The 13,989-nt window shown below is 74.4% G+C and carries 10 protein-coding genes; 2 read left to right on the top strand and 8 right to left on the bottom strand.

The window, feature by feature from the left end; genetic code table 11:
* Positions 1-2: 2 nt before the first annotated feature.
* Entirely contained in the window at positions 3-1,493 is a 1,491-nt protein-coding gene (locus tag ACH4ZX_RS02115; protein WP_398266028.1) for a hypothetical protein, read from the bottom strand.
* A gap of 242 nt (positions 1,494-1,735) precedes the next feature.
* On the opposite strand from ACH4ZX_RS02115, the gene ACH4ZX_RS02110 reads away from it, so the two are divergent.
* Together ACH4ZX_RS02110 and ACH4ZX_RS02105 are read left to right on the top strand one after the other, a co-directional pair.
* Complete coding sequence (locus ACH4ZX_RS02110) at positions 1,736-2,869, top strand: aminoglycoside phosphotransferase family protein (RefSeq protein WP_398266025.1); 1,134 nt, start codon at positions 1,736-1,738, stop codon at positions 2,867-2,869.
* A 275-nt stretch (positions 2,870-3,144) separates the two neighbouring features.
* Positions 3,145-5,115: an N-acetylmuramoyl-L-alanine amidase gene (locus tag ACH4ZX_RS02105; protein ID WP_398266022.1), complete on the top strand. Its 1,971-nt coding sequence runs from the start codon at positions 3,145-3,147 to the stop codon at positions 5,113-5,115.
* A 6-nt stretch (positions 5,116-5,121) separates the two neighbouring features.
* Here ACH4ZX_RS02105 and ACH4ZX_RS02100 read toward each other — a convergent pair whose 3' ends face one another.
* The 7 genes from ACH4ZX_RS02100 to ACH4ZX_RS02070 form a co-directional block, all read right to left on the bottom strand.
* Positions 5,122-5,619 carry a hypothetical protein gene (locus ACH4ZX_RS02100; RefSeq protein WP_360754081.1) on the bottom strand — a complete coding sequence of 166 codons (498 nt, stop codon included), beginning with the start codon at positions 5,617-5,619 and terminating at the stop codon, positions 5,122-5,124.
* A gap of 707 nt (positions 5,620-6,326) precedes the next feature.
* Positions 6,327-9,218: an ATP-binding protein gene (locus tag ACH4ZX_RS02095; RefSeq protein ID WP_398266018.1), complete on the bottom strand. Its 2,892-nt coding sequence runs from the start codon at positions 9,216-9,218 to the stop codon at positions 6,327-6,329.
* A 164-nt stretch (positions 9,219-9,382) separates the two neighbouring features.
* Positions 9,383-10,285 (bottom strand): universal stress protein, encoded by a 903-nt coding sequence (locus tag ACH4ZX_RS02090; RefSeq protein WP_398266015.1) that lies wholly within the window; start codon positions 10,283-10,285, stop codon positions 9,383-9,385.
* Positions 10,286-10,403: 118 nt separating this feature from the next.
* Complete coding sequence (locus ACH4ZX_RS02085) at positions 10,404-10,649, bottom strand: DUF397 domain-containing protein (protein WP_360754073.1); 246 nt, start codon at positions 10,647-10,649, stop codon at positions 10,404-10,406.
* A 95-nt stretch (positions 10,650-10,744) separates the two neighbouring features.
* The gene (locus ACH4ZX_RS02080) at positions 10,745-11,911 is read right to left on the bottom strand and encodes a thiolase domain-containing protein (protein WP_398266011.1); all 1,167 of its coding nucleotides are present in this window, start codon (positions 11,909-11,911) and stop codon (positions 10,745-10,747) included.
* Positions 11,908-12,957 carry a thiolase domain-containing protein gene (locus ACH4ZX_RS02075; protein WP_398266008.1) on the bottom strand — a complete coding sequence of 350 codons (1,050 nt, stop codon included), beginning with the start codon at positions 12,955-12,957 and terminating at the stop codon, positions 11,908-11,910. The genes ACH4ZX_RS02080 and ACH4ZX_RS02075 overlap by 4 nt, the downstream gene beginning before the upstream one ends.
* Positions 12,954-13,895 carry a Zn-ribbon domain-containing OB-fold protein gene (locus tag ACH4ZX_RS02070; RefSeq protein ID WP_398266005.1) on the bottom strand — a complete coding sequence of 314 codons (942 nt, stop codon included), beginning with the start codon at positions 13,893-13,895 and terminating at the stop codon, positions 12,954-12,956. The genes ACH4ZX_RS02075 and ACH4ZX_RS02070 overlap by 4 nt, the downstream gene beginning before the upstream one ends.
* Positions 13,896-13,989 lie beyond the last annotated feature (94 nt).

Genomic DNA, 13,989 nt, shown 5'->3' with positions numbered 1-13,989 from the left:
CCCTACGCCTGGGCGCTGTCACCCCCCTTCGCCGGCTTCGGCAGCGCCAGCCGGATCTCCTCCCGCAGCTCGCTGATCTTCGGGTAGCCGGAGTACTCGGCGGTGAGCCGGTACATCTGACGCAGCCGGTCCCAGGTGCGGTGGGAGGAGTTGGACCCCATCGACATCAGGGCCAGGCGCGCGTACCGGTCCGCCTGTTCGGGGTCGTCCGCGATGAAGCAGGCGGAGGCCATCGACAGGAAGTCGAAGATCTTCGACCGCTGCCGCCCGTCCACCCGCAGGGCCAGGGCCTTCTCCGCGTAGTGCTGCGCGTGCACGGCCGCCGACGGCTCGAACTCCGCCAGCGTGCGGTAGGCCAGGGCCTGCATGCCGTACAGGTCCTCCTCCTTGAACATCTGCATCCAGCTCGGCGGCGGCACGTCGCCCTTGTCGGAGACGAAGAGGTCCTCCGCCTGCCCGAGGGTGCGGCGCATCGCCTGGCCCTTGCCCATCGAGGCCTGTGCCCAGGCCTCGATGGTGAAGAGCATCGCCTTGGTACGGGGCAGCACCTCGTCGCCGGAGCCGGACTTGGCGAGCTTCATCAGATCCAGTGCGTCGTCGGGCCGGCCCAGGTGCACCATCTGGCGGGCCGCCCGGGACAGCGCCTCCCCGGCGCGCGGCCGGTCACCGCCCTCCCTCGCCGCATGGGCGGCGATGACGAAGTACTTCTGGGCCGTGGGCTCCAGGCCGACGTCGTGCGACATCCAGCCCGCGAGGACGGCGAGGTTGGCGGCGACGCCCCACAGGCGCCGCTGGAGATGGTCGGGGTGACGGTAGGCGAGCATGCCGCCCACCTCGTTGAGCTGGCCCACGACCGCCTTGCGTTGCAGCCCGCCGCCGCGAGCCGCGTCCCAGGCCCGGAACACCTCGACCGAGCTTTCCAGTTCCTCGATCTCCTGCGACCCGATGGGGGCGGCCTCGTAGCGGTCGAACCCAGCGGGGTCGGCGTGCAGGGGATGGTCGGATCGGGGGGCGTCGGCCCTGAGGGCCGGATCGGTGCGGAGCCAGTCGTGCATGGCGTTGCTGAGCGATGATCCCGCGGCGAGCGCGGCACCCGCGCCCACCAAGCCGCGTCGGTTGAGCATGAGGTCCATTCCCGTGAATTCGGTGAGGACCTCGGCGGTCCGTTCGGGCGCCCACGGCATACCGTCGGGATGTTCCGCGCTCCCGCCGTGCTGCCGTTTCCCCGCACGCCCGTGCCGGACCAGACCGAGGTCCTCGATGGTCACGACACGGCCGAGACGCTCGGTGAACAGAGCCGCCAGCACCCGCGGCACCGGATCGCGCGGGATCTCTCCCGTGTCGATCCAACGCCGCACCCGGGAGGTGTCGGTCGCCAGCTGGGGGTGGCCCATGGCCGCCGCCTGCCGGTTGACCAGCCTCGCGAGTTCGCCCTTGGACCAGCCGGCCAGGCCGAACAGGTCCGCCAGACGGGTGTTGGGTTGTCCGCTCACGTCAAGCCCCCAGGTTCTCGGCTGAGTTGACAGTAGCCCCGGGAGACATGCCGGGCGACTATTCGCCAGGGTTCGCCAGGGTGCGCCAGATGGTGTGCCACTGCGCATCGGGTGTCAGGTAGGAACGCGCCATCCCGACCCGGCAGCCATCGGTCGTACGGACCCATTCCCCAGGTGTGTCCGGGCCGCCGGGCCGGGCGGCGCACAGAAGTCGCAGGCACACGAAGGGATCTGTCCAGCACATGTACGCAGCATCGTCCTCCGTGTCCGCCCCGCCCCGGCCGTTACTCCCCCGCCCGGGGACCGGCGGCCCCTACCTCGCCCCCGCCGCGCGCCAGCCGGCTCCCGCGCTCGGCGCGGGCCGGACGCGGCGCGCCCCGGGAATCGGCACCCAACCGCTCAGCGGGAGACTCGACTTGTCCGGCCCCCAGGGCGGCCAGCTGCGCTCGGCGATCGCGTCGGTGCACCGGATCTGCCCGGAGTTCGCCCCGGTCCAGGTACTGCGCCGCAGCGGGCGGTCCGTGCTCCTGGTCGGCACGACCGGACGCAGCACGGCGGTCGCCAAGTGCTTACTGGACCACTCCCCCGCCCGGGCGGAGCGGATCCGCCACGAAATAGCCGCATACCGCTCGTTCGTCCGGAACCGCCCGCCGGTGCGCGTACCGAGACTGATCGCGGCGGATCCGGAGAACTGCACCCTGGTGATCGAGCGGATGCCGGGGCGGGCGGCGGCGCTCCAGCGGCACCCGGCAGAGGCCCCCCCGCGCGCGGACATCAGGGCCGCACTCGGCGCGATCTGCCGGCTGAACGCCTGGAGGCCCCCGGCGGGCACCTTCGACGCCCCGCTCGACTACGCGGCCCGCATCGCCCGGTACCACGAGCTGGGCCTGCTGACCGACCGGGACATGGGCGACCTGCAGAAGCTGCTGCACGGCATCGCGCACGCGGCGGGCCGGCAGGGCATGGGCCAGTTCTGCCACGGGGACGCCCTGCTGTCGAACATCCTGCTCTCCCCGGCCGGCCCGGTGCTGGTGGACTGGGAGCACGCGGGCTGGTACCTGCCGGGCTACGACCTGGCGACGCTGTGGTCCGTCCTCGGCGACGCCCCGGTGGCCCGCCGCCAGATCAGCCAGCTCGCGCAGTCCGCGGGGCCCGCCTCCCGCGACGCGTTCCTGGTGAACCTGATGCTCGTGCTGACCCGCGAGATCCGGACCTACGAGACGGCCGTGCAGCGGTCGATGCACGACGCGGCACCGGCAGCGGCCCACCCCGGCGCCATGCCGTCCGGCGAGGAACAGCGGCTGGTCCTCCGGCGGCTGCACGACGACTGCCAGCTGGCCCGGCGGGCCGTACGCGCGGCGGTCGGCACCCGCTGAAACGGGGCGAAGGCCCGTGGCGCACCCCTGGAGACCGCCGAGGGGTGCGCCACGGGCCTTCGCGCGCACAGGGCTCCCCACACCGGCCACATTGGTCTACGCCACTGACGCCCCACAGGCCCGGGCGCCACCGCCGCGAAACCTTCCCATCCTCGTGTCGACACGCGAATTCTCCTGGCTCTGGGCATGATTGACGGATAGTCGGACAGCGGGTACCACTGACGGATCGCTGGGCCCGCACGCCCCGCCACGCTCGTCCTTCCCAGGAGGCCGCATTGCGAGGATCCGCCCCCGCCCCCACGCCCGCGCCCGGTCACAGACGCGGCCGCACCACCGCCGGCGCGCTCGCCTGCGCGGCGCTGCTGCTCCCGTTACTGGGCGCGGCCCCGTCCCAGGCGCAGCCCTCCGCGGACCGGCTGCAACAGGCGTTCGCGTCCGCGTCCGCCGAGTACCACGTCCCGCAGAGCGTGCTGCTGGCCGTCTCCTACCTGCAGTCGCGCTGGGACGCCCACGACGGGGCGCCGAGCGTGACCGGCGGCTACGGTCCCATGCACCTCACCGACGCCCGCACCGCCCTCGCCGCGACCCCGCACCACAGCGAGGGCACCGAGGACGCCCGCGGCGACAGCGCCCGCCCGGCCCTGCACCCCGGCACCGAGGTGCCCGCGGACTCCGAACTCCCGGCCCGCCTCAAGACGTTGCCCAGGGCGGCCGAGCTGACCGGCATCCCGGCGGAGAGGCTGCGCACCGACGAGGAGGCCAACGTGGCCGGCGGCGCCGCGCTGCTGGCCGCCGCGCAGCGGGATCTCGGCGAGCCGCTCAGCGACGACCCGGCCGACTGGTACGGGGCGGTGGCCCGCTTCTCGGGCGCGGACGACACGGCGACGGCGGCCGCCTACGCCGACGACGTCTACGACGTGCTGCGCACCGGCGAGGAACGCACCACCGACGCCGGGCAGCAGGTCGTGCTCGCCGCCCGGCCCGGCGTGGCCCCCGACACCGCGCAGCTCGGCGAGACGGGTCTGCGCACGGTGTCCGCCGCCGGCACCGAGTGCCCGAAGTCGGTGTCCTGCGAGTGGATCCCGGCGCCGTACGAGGAGTTCGGGGACGGCGACTACGGCAACCACGACCTGGGCGACCGGCCCGCCTCCCAGAGCATCAGGTACATCGTCATCCACGACACCGAGGGCGGCTGGGACGGCGTCCTGAACCTGGTGCAGGACCCGACGTACGTGTCGTGGAACTACACGCTGCGTTCCACGGACGGTCACATCGCCCAGCACGTGAAGGCGAAGGACGTGGCCTGGCACGCGGGCAACTGGTACGTCAACGCCAAGTCGATCGGCCTGGAGCACGAGGGCTTCCTCGCCTCGCCGGACGCCTGGTACACGGAGGCGATGTACCGGTCGTCGGCGCGGCTGGTGAGGTACCTCGCGGCGAAGTACGGCATCCCCCTGGACCGGCAGCACATCCTCGGCCACGACAACGTGCCCGGCCCGACCACCTCGACCGTCCCCGGCATGCACACCGACCCGGGCCCGTACTGGGACTGGCGGCACTACTTCGCACTGCTCGGGCACCCCTTCAGGCCCACCGCCGGCAAGGACGGCGGCCTGGTGACGATCCTGCCCGACTACACGGCCAACCAGCCCGTGTACACCGGCTGCGTCACCAAGGGCGCGCCCTGCGCGGCGCACGGCTCCAGCGAGGTGCGGCTGTACTCCGACCACGACGAGAACTCCGCGCTGATCAAGGACGTGGGGCTGCACAAGGGCGCCGACTCCACCATCGACGTCAACGACGTGGGCTCTCGGGTCTCCACCGGCCAGCAGTACGCGGTCGCGGACCGCTACGGCGACTGGACGGCGATCTGGTACCTCGGCCAGAAGGCCTGGTTCAAGAACCCGCGGCAGAACCCGACGGCGGTGCCGGCCTCGGGGCTGGTCGTCACGCCCAAGGACGGCGTGGACAGCGTCCCGGTGTACGGGCGTGCCTACCCGGAGGCGTCGGCGTACCCGGCGGGAGTGCCCGCACAGGCGGTCGCGCCGCTGCCGTACACCCTGCCGCAGGGGCAGCGGTACGTGGTCGGTGACAAGGTGCCGGGCGAGTACTACTACGCCGTCACCTACACCACCGACTCCCACCGGGTGGTGGTCGGCCAGGACCTGTACTACGAGATCCAGTTCGGTCACCGGGTGGCGTTCGTGCGCGCCGCCGACGTGCGGGTCGTGCCGGCCGGTTCGTAGCCCGTCTCAGCCCTGCTGGAAAAGCTCCGCCGGGAGCGGCTTCAGCAGGGCGTACAGGTCGTCGGTGATCGGGCGGTCCCAGGCGGCGATGGTCACCAGGACGTTGTCGCTGCGGTCGAACTGCACGCAGGAGATGCGGCTCTCGGAGAGCTTCAGGCGGCGCACGATCAGCAGGTTGTCGCCCTGCATGACGGGGACGTCCTCGACGCCGACGACGGTCACCTCCTCGTCGTTCTCCAGGGCGAGGAGCAGCTGGGCCACCTCGAAGGGGACCTCTCCCTCGGCCACCTCGCGGGCCGGGGAGCCCTCGGGCAGGTTGCCGATGATCATGGCGGGGCCGCGGCCGCCGAACAGGTCGTAGCGCAGGAAGACGCCCTGGCAGGTGCCGTCGGGGGCGGGCAGCAGCCCGGCGCCGAGATTGCCGGGCCAGTCGCCCGGGTCCATGGCCAGAACGTCGAAGTCGGGCCCGGCGGGAGTGGCGCTGCGGCGGCGGAGGAACGACATGCCGCCCATGGTACGGCCACGGAGCCGCTCGGTGACGCGTGGCCTGCGACGTCACCGGCGCACACCCCGCGGCGCCCCTGCCGGACCGTGCCGGACAAGTTCCACCGGCGGCGGACGGACCGGTGCTCCGGCCCCGGCGGAGGGGTCAGGAGGAAGACGGACGGGCGCTCACGGACCGCACGGACGAGCGTCCCGGCCCGGCCTGGGCGGCGCCGGGCCAGCTGGCCCGGCCGGCCATACGGTCGTAGGGGGCAGGCCGGGCGGACTTGCGGGCCGAGGGCCCGTGACAGACGGACGAGTCACAGCCGACGCACACCGACCGGCCGCGACCGGCCGACGGACAGGGTGGCCGTCGGGGACGGCAGGCCGGGCGGGCCTACGGGCCGAGGGCCTGTGACGGACGGACGGGACGCAGCAGACCGTCGCACATCGACCGGCCGTCACGGCCCGACGGACAGGTCGGCCGTCGCGGACGGCGGACCGGGCGAACCTACGGGCCGGAAAACCGTGGCGGACGGACGAGTCACAGCCGACCGACGCACACCGACCGACGCACACCGACCGGCCGACGGACAGGGCGGACCACCGGACGCTGCTGATCAGCCGGTCGTGGCGGACCGGCGGCCGGTCGTGGCCGGGGCGGGCCCTCGGTCAGGGGGTCGGGCGGACCGCCGGATGTCACGCCGGATGGTGTCGGAGCGTCGGTGTCAGGTCGGTTGGAGGGCTGCTGCCAGGCCCGTGCTTTCGGTGCCGATCTTCCGGTAGACCGCGGACAGCAGGCGGACCACCTCCGCCTCCGCGACGCCCAGTTCCCGCGCGATCTCCGGCTCGGTGCGGCCCCGGGCCGCGAGGTCGGCGGCGGCGCGTTCGCGGGCGGTGAGGGTGTAGACGGTGTCCGTACCGGTCGCGTGCGGCCCGCGCGGGCGCAGCCCGGCCGCGGCGAGTTCGGCGCGGGCCGCCTCGGCGAGACCGTCGGCGCCGCACTGCAGGGCGGTGTCGAGCCCGCGGCAGAGGTGCTCGGCGGCGTCCGCGGGGCGGCCGGCGCGGCGCAGTTCGGTGCCGAGGGCGACGAGCGCGCGGGCCAGTTCGTAGGCGGCCGGGGAGCGCTCCAGGTGGGCGACGGACTCCTCCAGGTACTTCACGCGCATCGCGCCCGGGGACACCTCGGCGGCGGTGCGCAGGGCCTGTCCGACGGCGGACGGGGTGCCGAACTGGCGGGCGCGGGCGAGCGCTTCCAGGGCGGTGGCGACCGCGCGCTCGGGGTCGTGGTGGCTCTCGGCGCGGGCGAGGTGGAGCTGCCAGGGGCACCAGGCGGGGTTGCGGATGCCGCGCGGGTCCAGGCGGCGGCCGGCGGCGGCCAGTTCGGCGGCGGCCTCCTCGCTCCGGCCGCGGGCGAGCAGCAGTTCGCCGTAGACGGTCTGGACGTCGGGGAAGACCACCGCGGACGGGAAGGGCTTGGCGAAGCCGTAGTCGTCGGCGGTGCGCGCGGCCTCGTCGACGCGGCCGCGGGCGAGGAGCACCTCGACGAGGATGCCGACGGCGTACCAGTGGGCGGGGGTGCCGGGGCCGACGCGTTCGGCGAGCCGGAGCCCGTCGCGCACGAAGTCCTCGGCCTCGGCGAGCCGGCCGCGCCGGTAGCGGACGTAGGCGAGCAGCGTGTAGGCGAAGGACATGTGGCCGCCGCGCCAGCCGCGGCGTTCGTAGTCGGCGATGCCGGTCTCGAAGAGTTCCTCGGTGCGGCCGGGGCGGTCGGCGTACATGAAGGCCAGGGCGACCAGGACGGGCACCTCGAAGCCGCGGTCGGGCTCGGCCCAGCAGAGTCCGCCGGCGAGGGCGCGTTCGGCGTGGTGCACGGCGGTCTGGGCGCGCTCCCCGCGCAGGATCGCGTCCCAGGCGCGCAGGCCGATGATGTAGCGCTCGGTGAGGTCGCGGCCGTGCAGGCGGTCGGCGAGCCGGGCGAGCCGGCGGGAGCGGGAGGGGTGGTCGGGTTCGTCGGCGCGGAAGGCGTCCCACATGAACTGCTCGGCGACCATGCGGAGTCTGACCCGGGCGTCGCCGGTGGTGCGGATCTCGCGGGCGAGGGTCTCGGACGCCTCGGCGAGGCGGTCGCTGTGGGCGAGGACCTGGGAGAGCCGGTAGACGATGTTCTGCCGCAGGCGGGCGTCGGCGATGGGCTGTTCGAGGGCGGCCCGCAGGTGGTTGACGGTGGTGGCCGGCTCGGTGAGCAGAGAGGCGCTGCCCAGTTCGTACAGCACGGCGGCCCGCTCCCCGGGGGGCGGGGGTTCGCTCAGGGCTCGGGCCAGGTAGCTGCGGGCGGCGTCGGGGGCGCCGGCGCGGAGCGTCTCGACGGCGGCGGCGCGCAGTTGCCGCACGACCCAGGGGTCGCCCTCGGGGTGGGTCTCCAGGAGGTGGCGGGCGGCGGCGGAGGGGCCCTGCCCGTCGTCGATGACGCACCAGGCGGCCTGGCCGTGCAGGGCGACGCGGACGCCGGGCGGGATGGCCCGGTAGACGGCGGTGGCGATCAGCGGGTGGACGAACTCGAGGGTCTCGACGCCGGTGAGTATGCGGGCGCCGCGCAGCGCGTCGGCGGCGTCGGCGGCCTCCTCGTGCCCGAGTCCGGCGACGGCGGCGGCCAGCCGGGGGCGTATCTCGGTGCCGAGGACGGCGCAGGCCCAGGCGAAGCGGACGGTGGAGGAGCCGAGGCGGTCGAGGCGGTCGACGAGACCGCTGCCCTTGACGGCGGCGGCGAGGTCGCGCAGCAGGTGGGCGCCGGTCCCGGTCGGGCTGAGGCCGCGGTCGCGGACCTTGGCGACGAGTTCTACGGTCTCGAACGGGCTGCCGCCGGTGACGGCCCAGCACTCGCGGCAGAACGCGTCGTCGGCGTGCGCGCCGAGCGTCTCCCGGACGAGGCGGGCGACGGCGGCGGCGCTGAGCGGCTCCAGGCCGATGGGCCGGCCGCCCGCGCGTCCCGGCAGGCCGCGGAACGACTCGGCGTGGTCGGGGAGTTCGTCGGGCCGGTAGGCGACGACGAGCAGCAGCGGCAGTTGCTCGGCGCGCGGCGCGAACCCGGCGAGCCAGCGCAGGGACTCCGGGTCGGCCCAGTGGGCGTCGTCGAGGACGACGGCCATGGGGGCGCGCTGCACCGCGAGGTGGGTGAGCACCCAGTCGAGGCCGTCGCGCAGGCCCTGCTGGTCGGGCGGGGCGCCGTCGGTGGGGGCGCACAGGCCGAGTGCGGGGCCGACGATGTCGTACCAACTGCCCAGCGAGGCACGCAGTTCGGATTCCGACGCCCCGGCGAGCTGCGGTTGCAGGAGCTGGCGGGCGACGTGGAAGGCGACGCGCTGCTCCTGGTCGCCGCCGCGGGCGGAGAGCACGGTGCAGCCCTTCGCGGCGGCGCGGCGGCGGATCTCGGCGAGGAGGGTCGTCTTGCCGAGGCCGGCGCGTCCGGCGAAGGCGAGCAGGCCGCCGACGGGCCGGCCGACGGGCTCGGCGCCGTCCGGGCGCAGGCCGGCGAGTTCGCCCAACGCCTCGTCGACGGCAGCGAGTTCGCTGTCCCGTTCGAACAGGGTCCTGCTGTTCCGCGCAGCGTGCCGCACCATGATGTACCCCCTGTCACGGTGGTGCGCCAGCGCGGGGAGCGGGCGCGTACCGTGATCCACAGGCACCTCAGCGTACGCCTCGCGGGTGCCCGGCGTCCCGCCGCGACCGTTACTGACTAAGTGGGACCGGGACGTTCCGCCGCGGTACCGGCGAGGGCCCCGTCTCACTCCTCCGGGGGCGCCGGGGGCACCACCGCGACCGGGCTCGCCGCGTGCAGCAGGACGGCCTGGGTGACCGAGCCCATCATGCGGGCGGGGGCGAGCAGGCGGCGCCGGTGGCGGCCCACGACGACGAGGTCGGCGTCCCTGGAGGCGGCGACCAGATGGCCGGCCGCGTCCCCGGCCGGCACATGGGGCACGGCGCGGACGTCGGGGTGCCGGGTGCGGTGCGGGGCGAGGAAGCCCTCGGCGAGGCTGCGGGTCTCGGCCTCGACCGCTTCCTGGCCGACCACCGGGGGCAGCAGCTCACCGGGGGCCACCAGGGTCTGCACCGGCCAGGCGTAGGCGGCGATCACCTGGAGCACGGCGCCGCGCAGGGCGGCCTCGGTGAAGGCGAAGGCGAGGGTGGCCTCGTCGGGGCCGTCGACCTGGAGGCCGACGACGACCCGGGGGCCCGGCTCGGGCGGGCCGTCGCCGTGCACCACGCGTCCGGGCCGGGGCACCACGACGACGGGGCACTCGGCGTCGCGGGCGGCTGCCATGCCGTTGGAGCCGAGCAGCAGGCCGGCGAAGCCGCCGCGGCCCCGGGAACCGAGCACCAGCAGTTGCGCGCCGGAGCCCAGTCCGGGCAGCAGGACGCCGGTGGGACCGTCGAGCCCGACGTACTCGACGTCCGGCCCGCCGGTCCGTCCCGCCAGGCGGGTGCGGACCTGGTCGAGCACGGGATCCTGCTCCGCGTCCGGCGGACCGGCGGCCAGGAGGTCGGGCTGGGCCCAGGCGGCGTACTGCCGCACATGGGCCACCCGCAGCGGCGCCCCACGCCTGCGGGCGGCGTCCAGGGCCCAGTCCAGGGCGCGCAGGCTGTCGTCGGAACCGTCGACCGCCGCGATGACCGGCAGGGTGTTCATGAGTTCCTCGTCTCCGGGTTGCGGCCTTCCTCCCGGAACCAGCCTCGCTCAGGCACGGCCCCGGGAGAGTACTGAAGGTCGCGTGTCCGGAAATAAGGGCGGAACACCGTCCCCCGGTTCACGTGAGGTCGAACTCACCCTCCCTCGCGCCCGACACGAAGGCGCCCCACTCCGCGGGGGTGAAGATCAAGGAAGGGCTCTCCGGGCGGCCGCTGTTGCGCATCGCGATGAATCCCTCGACGAAGGCGATCTGGACATCTCCCAGGCCACGGCTGCTCGAGTGCCACTCGGCGTTGCTGAGGTCAAGCTCCGGCTTGTCCCAGCCCGCCAGCGGCGACTGCTGCTGGATGGTGCTCTCGGCCACGTCCGTGCTCCTCCCGATGTGCGTCGTCCGCGGCCAGCCTAGCGATCGGCTCCGGCCACCGACAGGCCATGCGAGGGGGTGCTTCGCCCGGCCCGTCAGGAGTCGGGCGGCTCGGAGCCGACCAGCCACATCGAGAAGAACTGCGACCCGCCGCCGTAGGCGTGCCCGAGTGCCCGCCTGGCCCCCGGCACCTGGTGTTCCCCGGCCTGTCCGCGCACCTGGAGGGCCGCCTCCGCGAAGCGGATCATGCCGGAGGCGCCGATGGGATTGCTGGAGAGCACGCCGCCCGACATGTTGACCGGCAGGTCGCCGTCCAGTTCGGTCACCCCCGACTCGGTGAGTTTCCAGCCCTCGCCCTCGTCGGCGAAGCCGAGGTTCTCCAGCCACATGGGCTCGTACCAGGAGAACGGCACGTACATCTCGACGGCGTCGATGTCCCGGCGCGGGTCGGCGACGCCGGCCTGCCGGTAGACGTCGGCGGCGCAGTCCCGGCCGGCCCGCGGCGACACGGCGTCCTTGCCGGCGAAGAGGGTGGGCTCGCTGCGCATCGCGCCGCCGTGCACCCAGGCGGCGGGGCGCGGCGCGCGGGCCGCTCCCGCACGGTCGGTGAGCACCATCGCGCAGGCGCCGTCGGAGGACGGGCAGGTCTCGGAGTAGCGGATGGGGTCCCACAGCATGGGCGACGCCTGGACCTTCTCCAGGGTGATGTCGTGTTCGTGCAGGTGCGCGTAGGGGTTCTTCAGCGCGTTGCGCCGGTCCTTGTACGCCACCAGCGAGCCGACCGTGTCGGGGGCGCCGCTGCGCCGGATGTACGCGCGCACGTGCGGGGCGAAGAAGCCGCCCGCGCCCGCCAGCAGGGGCTGCTGGAACGGGATGGGCAGCGACAGGCCCCACATGGCGTTCGACTCGGACTGTTTTTCGAAGGCCAGGGTCAGCACGGTGCGGTGGACCCGGGCGGCGACGAGGCCCGCGGCGACGAGGGCGGTGGAGCCGCCGACCGAGCCCGCGGTGTGCACCCGCATGATCGGCTTGCCGACCGCGCCGAGGGCGTCGGCGAGGTACAGCTCGGGCATCATCACGCCCTCGAAGAAGTCGGGCGCCTTGCCGATGACGACGGCGTCGACGTCGGCCCAGGCCAGCTCGGCGTCGTCCAGGGCCCGCCGGGCCGCCTCCCGGACCAGTCCGGCGATCGACACGTCGCGGCGCGCCGCCGCGTGCCGGGTCTGGCCGACGCCCACGACGGCCACGGGCTCCTTGCTCATCGGGGCTCCCCTTCGAGTACGGCGACCAGGTTCTGCTGCAGACAGGGTCCGGACGTGGCGTGGGCCAGGGCCCGGTCGGACTCGCCGCGGTGGACGGCGGCTGCGGCCTCGCCGATGCGGATCAGCCCGGCGGCCATGACCGGGTTGGCCGCGAGGGCGCCCCCGGACGGGTTGACGCGTACGCCGTCGCCGAGCCGCAGCGCCTTGCGCAGGACGACCTCCTGGGAGGTGAACGGCGCGTGCAGTTCGGCGGTGTCGACGGGCCGTTCGAAGGCGCCGGCGTGCTCGGCCGCCAGCCGGGTGGAGGGCGAGTCGGTCAGGTCGCGCACGCCGAGGGCGTGCGCCTCGACGCGGTGGTCGATGCCGCGGATCCAGGCCGGCCGCGGGCACAGTTCCCGGGCCCGCTCCCCCGCGGCGAGGATCACCGCGGCCGCGCCGTCGCCGATGGGCGGGCAGTCGCCGGTGCGCAGCGGACGTACGAGGTGGTCCCCCTGCGGCACCGGGCCGCGCAGCTGGGCGTGCGGGTTGGCGGCCGCGTCCGCCCGGCTGCGGGCGGCGACGGCGGCGAGCGCGGGCTCGTCGGTGTGTCCGGCGTCGATGAGCGCCTGTGCCTGGAGGGCGGCCAGGGCGACGGAGTCGGGCCAGAGGGGGGCCACGTAGTAGGGGTCGAGCTGCCGGGTCAGGACGTCGCGCAGCGGGCCGGGCGAGGACTTGCCGTAGGAGTAGACGAGGGCGGTGTCGGCGTCGCCGGTGAGCAGTTTCGTCCAGGCCTCGTACAGGGCCCAGGCGCCGTCCGTCTCGACGTGCGACTCGGAGATCGGCGGCCAGGCGCCGACGCCGTCGAGGGCGAGGGTGAAGGAGAAGGCGCGGCCGGCGAGGTAGTCGCTGGAGCCGGAGCAGGTGAAGCCGATGTCGGCGGTCTTGAGGCCGGTCTGTCCGAGGACGTCGTGCAGCACCGGCATGAGCATCTCGACCTCGGAGAGGTCGTCGGTGGTGCGGCGGTGGCCGGTCTGCGCGAAGGCGACGACCGCGATGTCCCGCGTCACAGCAGCTCCTTGTACGTCTCGTAGTCCGCGTCGGGCTCACCGGTGGGCCGGTAGTGGTCGGGGTAGCGGGCCCCGTCGGTCCACACCGGTTCCACCCGCAGCCCCATCCGCACCTGGTCGTACGGGATGCCGCCGATGCGGCCGTGCAGCGCGAGGTCGGCGCCGTCGAGGGCGATGTGCCCGTAGACGTAGGGCACCTCGATGTCGAGGTTCTTCGCCTTGATGTTGACGATGCAGAAGGTGGTGACGGTGCCGCGCGGGCCGACCTCCACCTGTTCCGCCGTGGCGACGCCGCAGGTGGGGCAGGCGCCCCTGGGCGGGACGTACACCTTGCGGCAGGACGGGCAGCGCTCGCCGACGGTCCGCCGTCCGGCCAGCGCGGTGATGTAGGCGGTCTGGGCGCGGCCGGGCGAGTAGGTGTAGTCGAGGCGGGCGGGGGCCACGATGCCGGTGACCGGGTCGGCGAACTCGCCGGTGTGGCCGCCGGGCGGTGCCGCCGTGCCGTCGTACGGCTCGAAGCAGGCGATGTCGGTGATGGCGCCGGAGCGCTCCCGGGCCCAGCGGACGCGGACGCGCATGCCGGTGCGTACGGCGTCGGGGCCGGGGGCGTCGAGGGCGTGCAGGAGGGCGGTGTCGGCGCCGTCCAGGCGGACCAGGACCCAGGCGAAGGGGGTGTCCAGGGGCTGTCCGCGGCGGGGCCGGTGGTTCCAGGCCCAGGTGGTGACCGTGCCGGTGGGGGCGACCTCGACCAGGTCGCGGATCTCCTCGGCGGTGACGGGGTCGTACTCGACGGGCGGGACGAGGGTGCGGCCGTCGCCGGTGCGGACGCCGAGGACGACGCGTTCGCGCAGTCCGGTGAGGAAGGCGCTCTGGACCGGGCCGAGGGAGCGGGTGAAGGGGAATTCGAGGGTGAGGGGGGCCTTGAGGACTTCGGGCATGCCCGGTCTCCTTCAACGGGTCGGGCGCGCGGGGGACGGCGCGGACCGGGCGCGCGAGGGGACGGGCGTCGCCCGTCGGCGCGCGCGGGGTCGC

Source organism: Streptomyces sp. NPDC020490, from assembly GCF_044335305.1.
GTDB lineage: Bacteria > Actinomycetota > Actinomycetes > Streptomycetales > Streptomycetaceae > Streptomyces.
The sequence above is the reverse complement of the archived record's forward strand: the minus strand, read 5'-3'. Positions and strand labels throughout refer to the sequence as shown.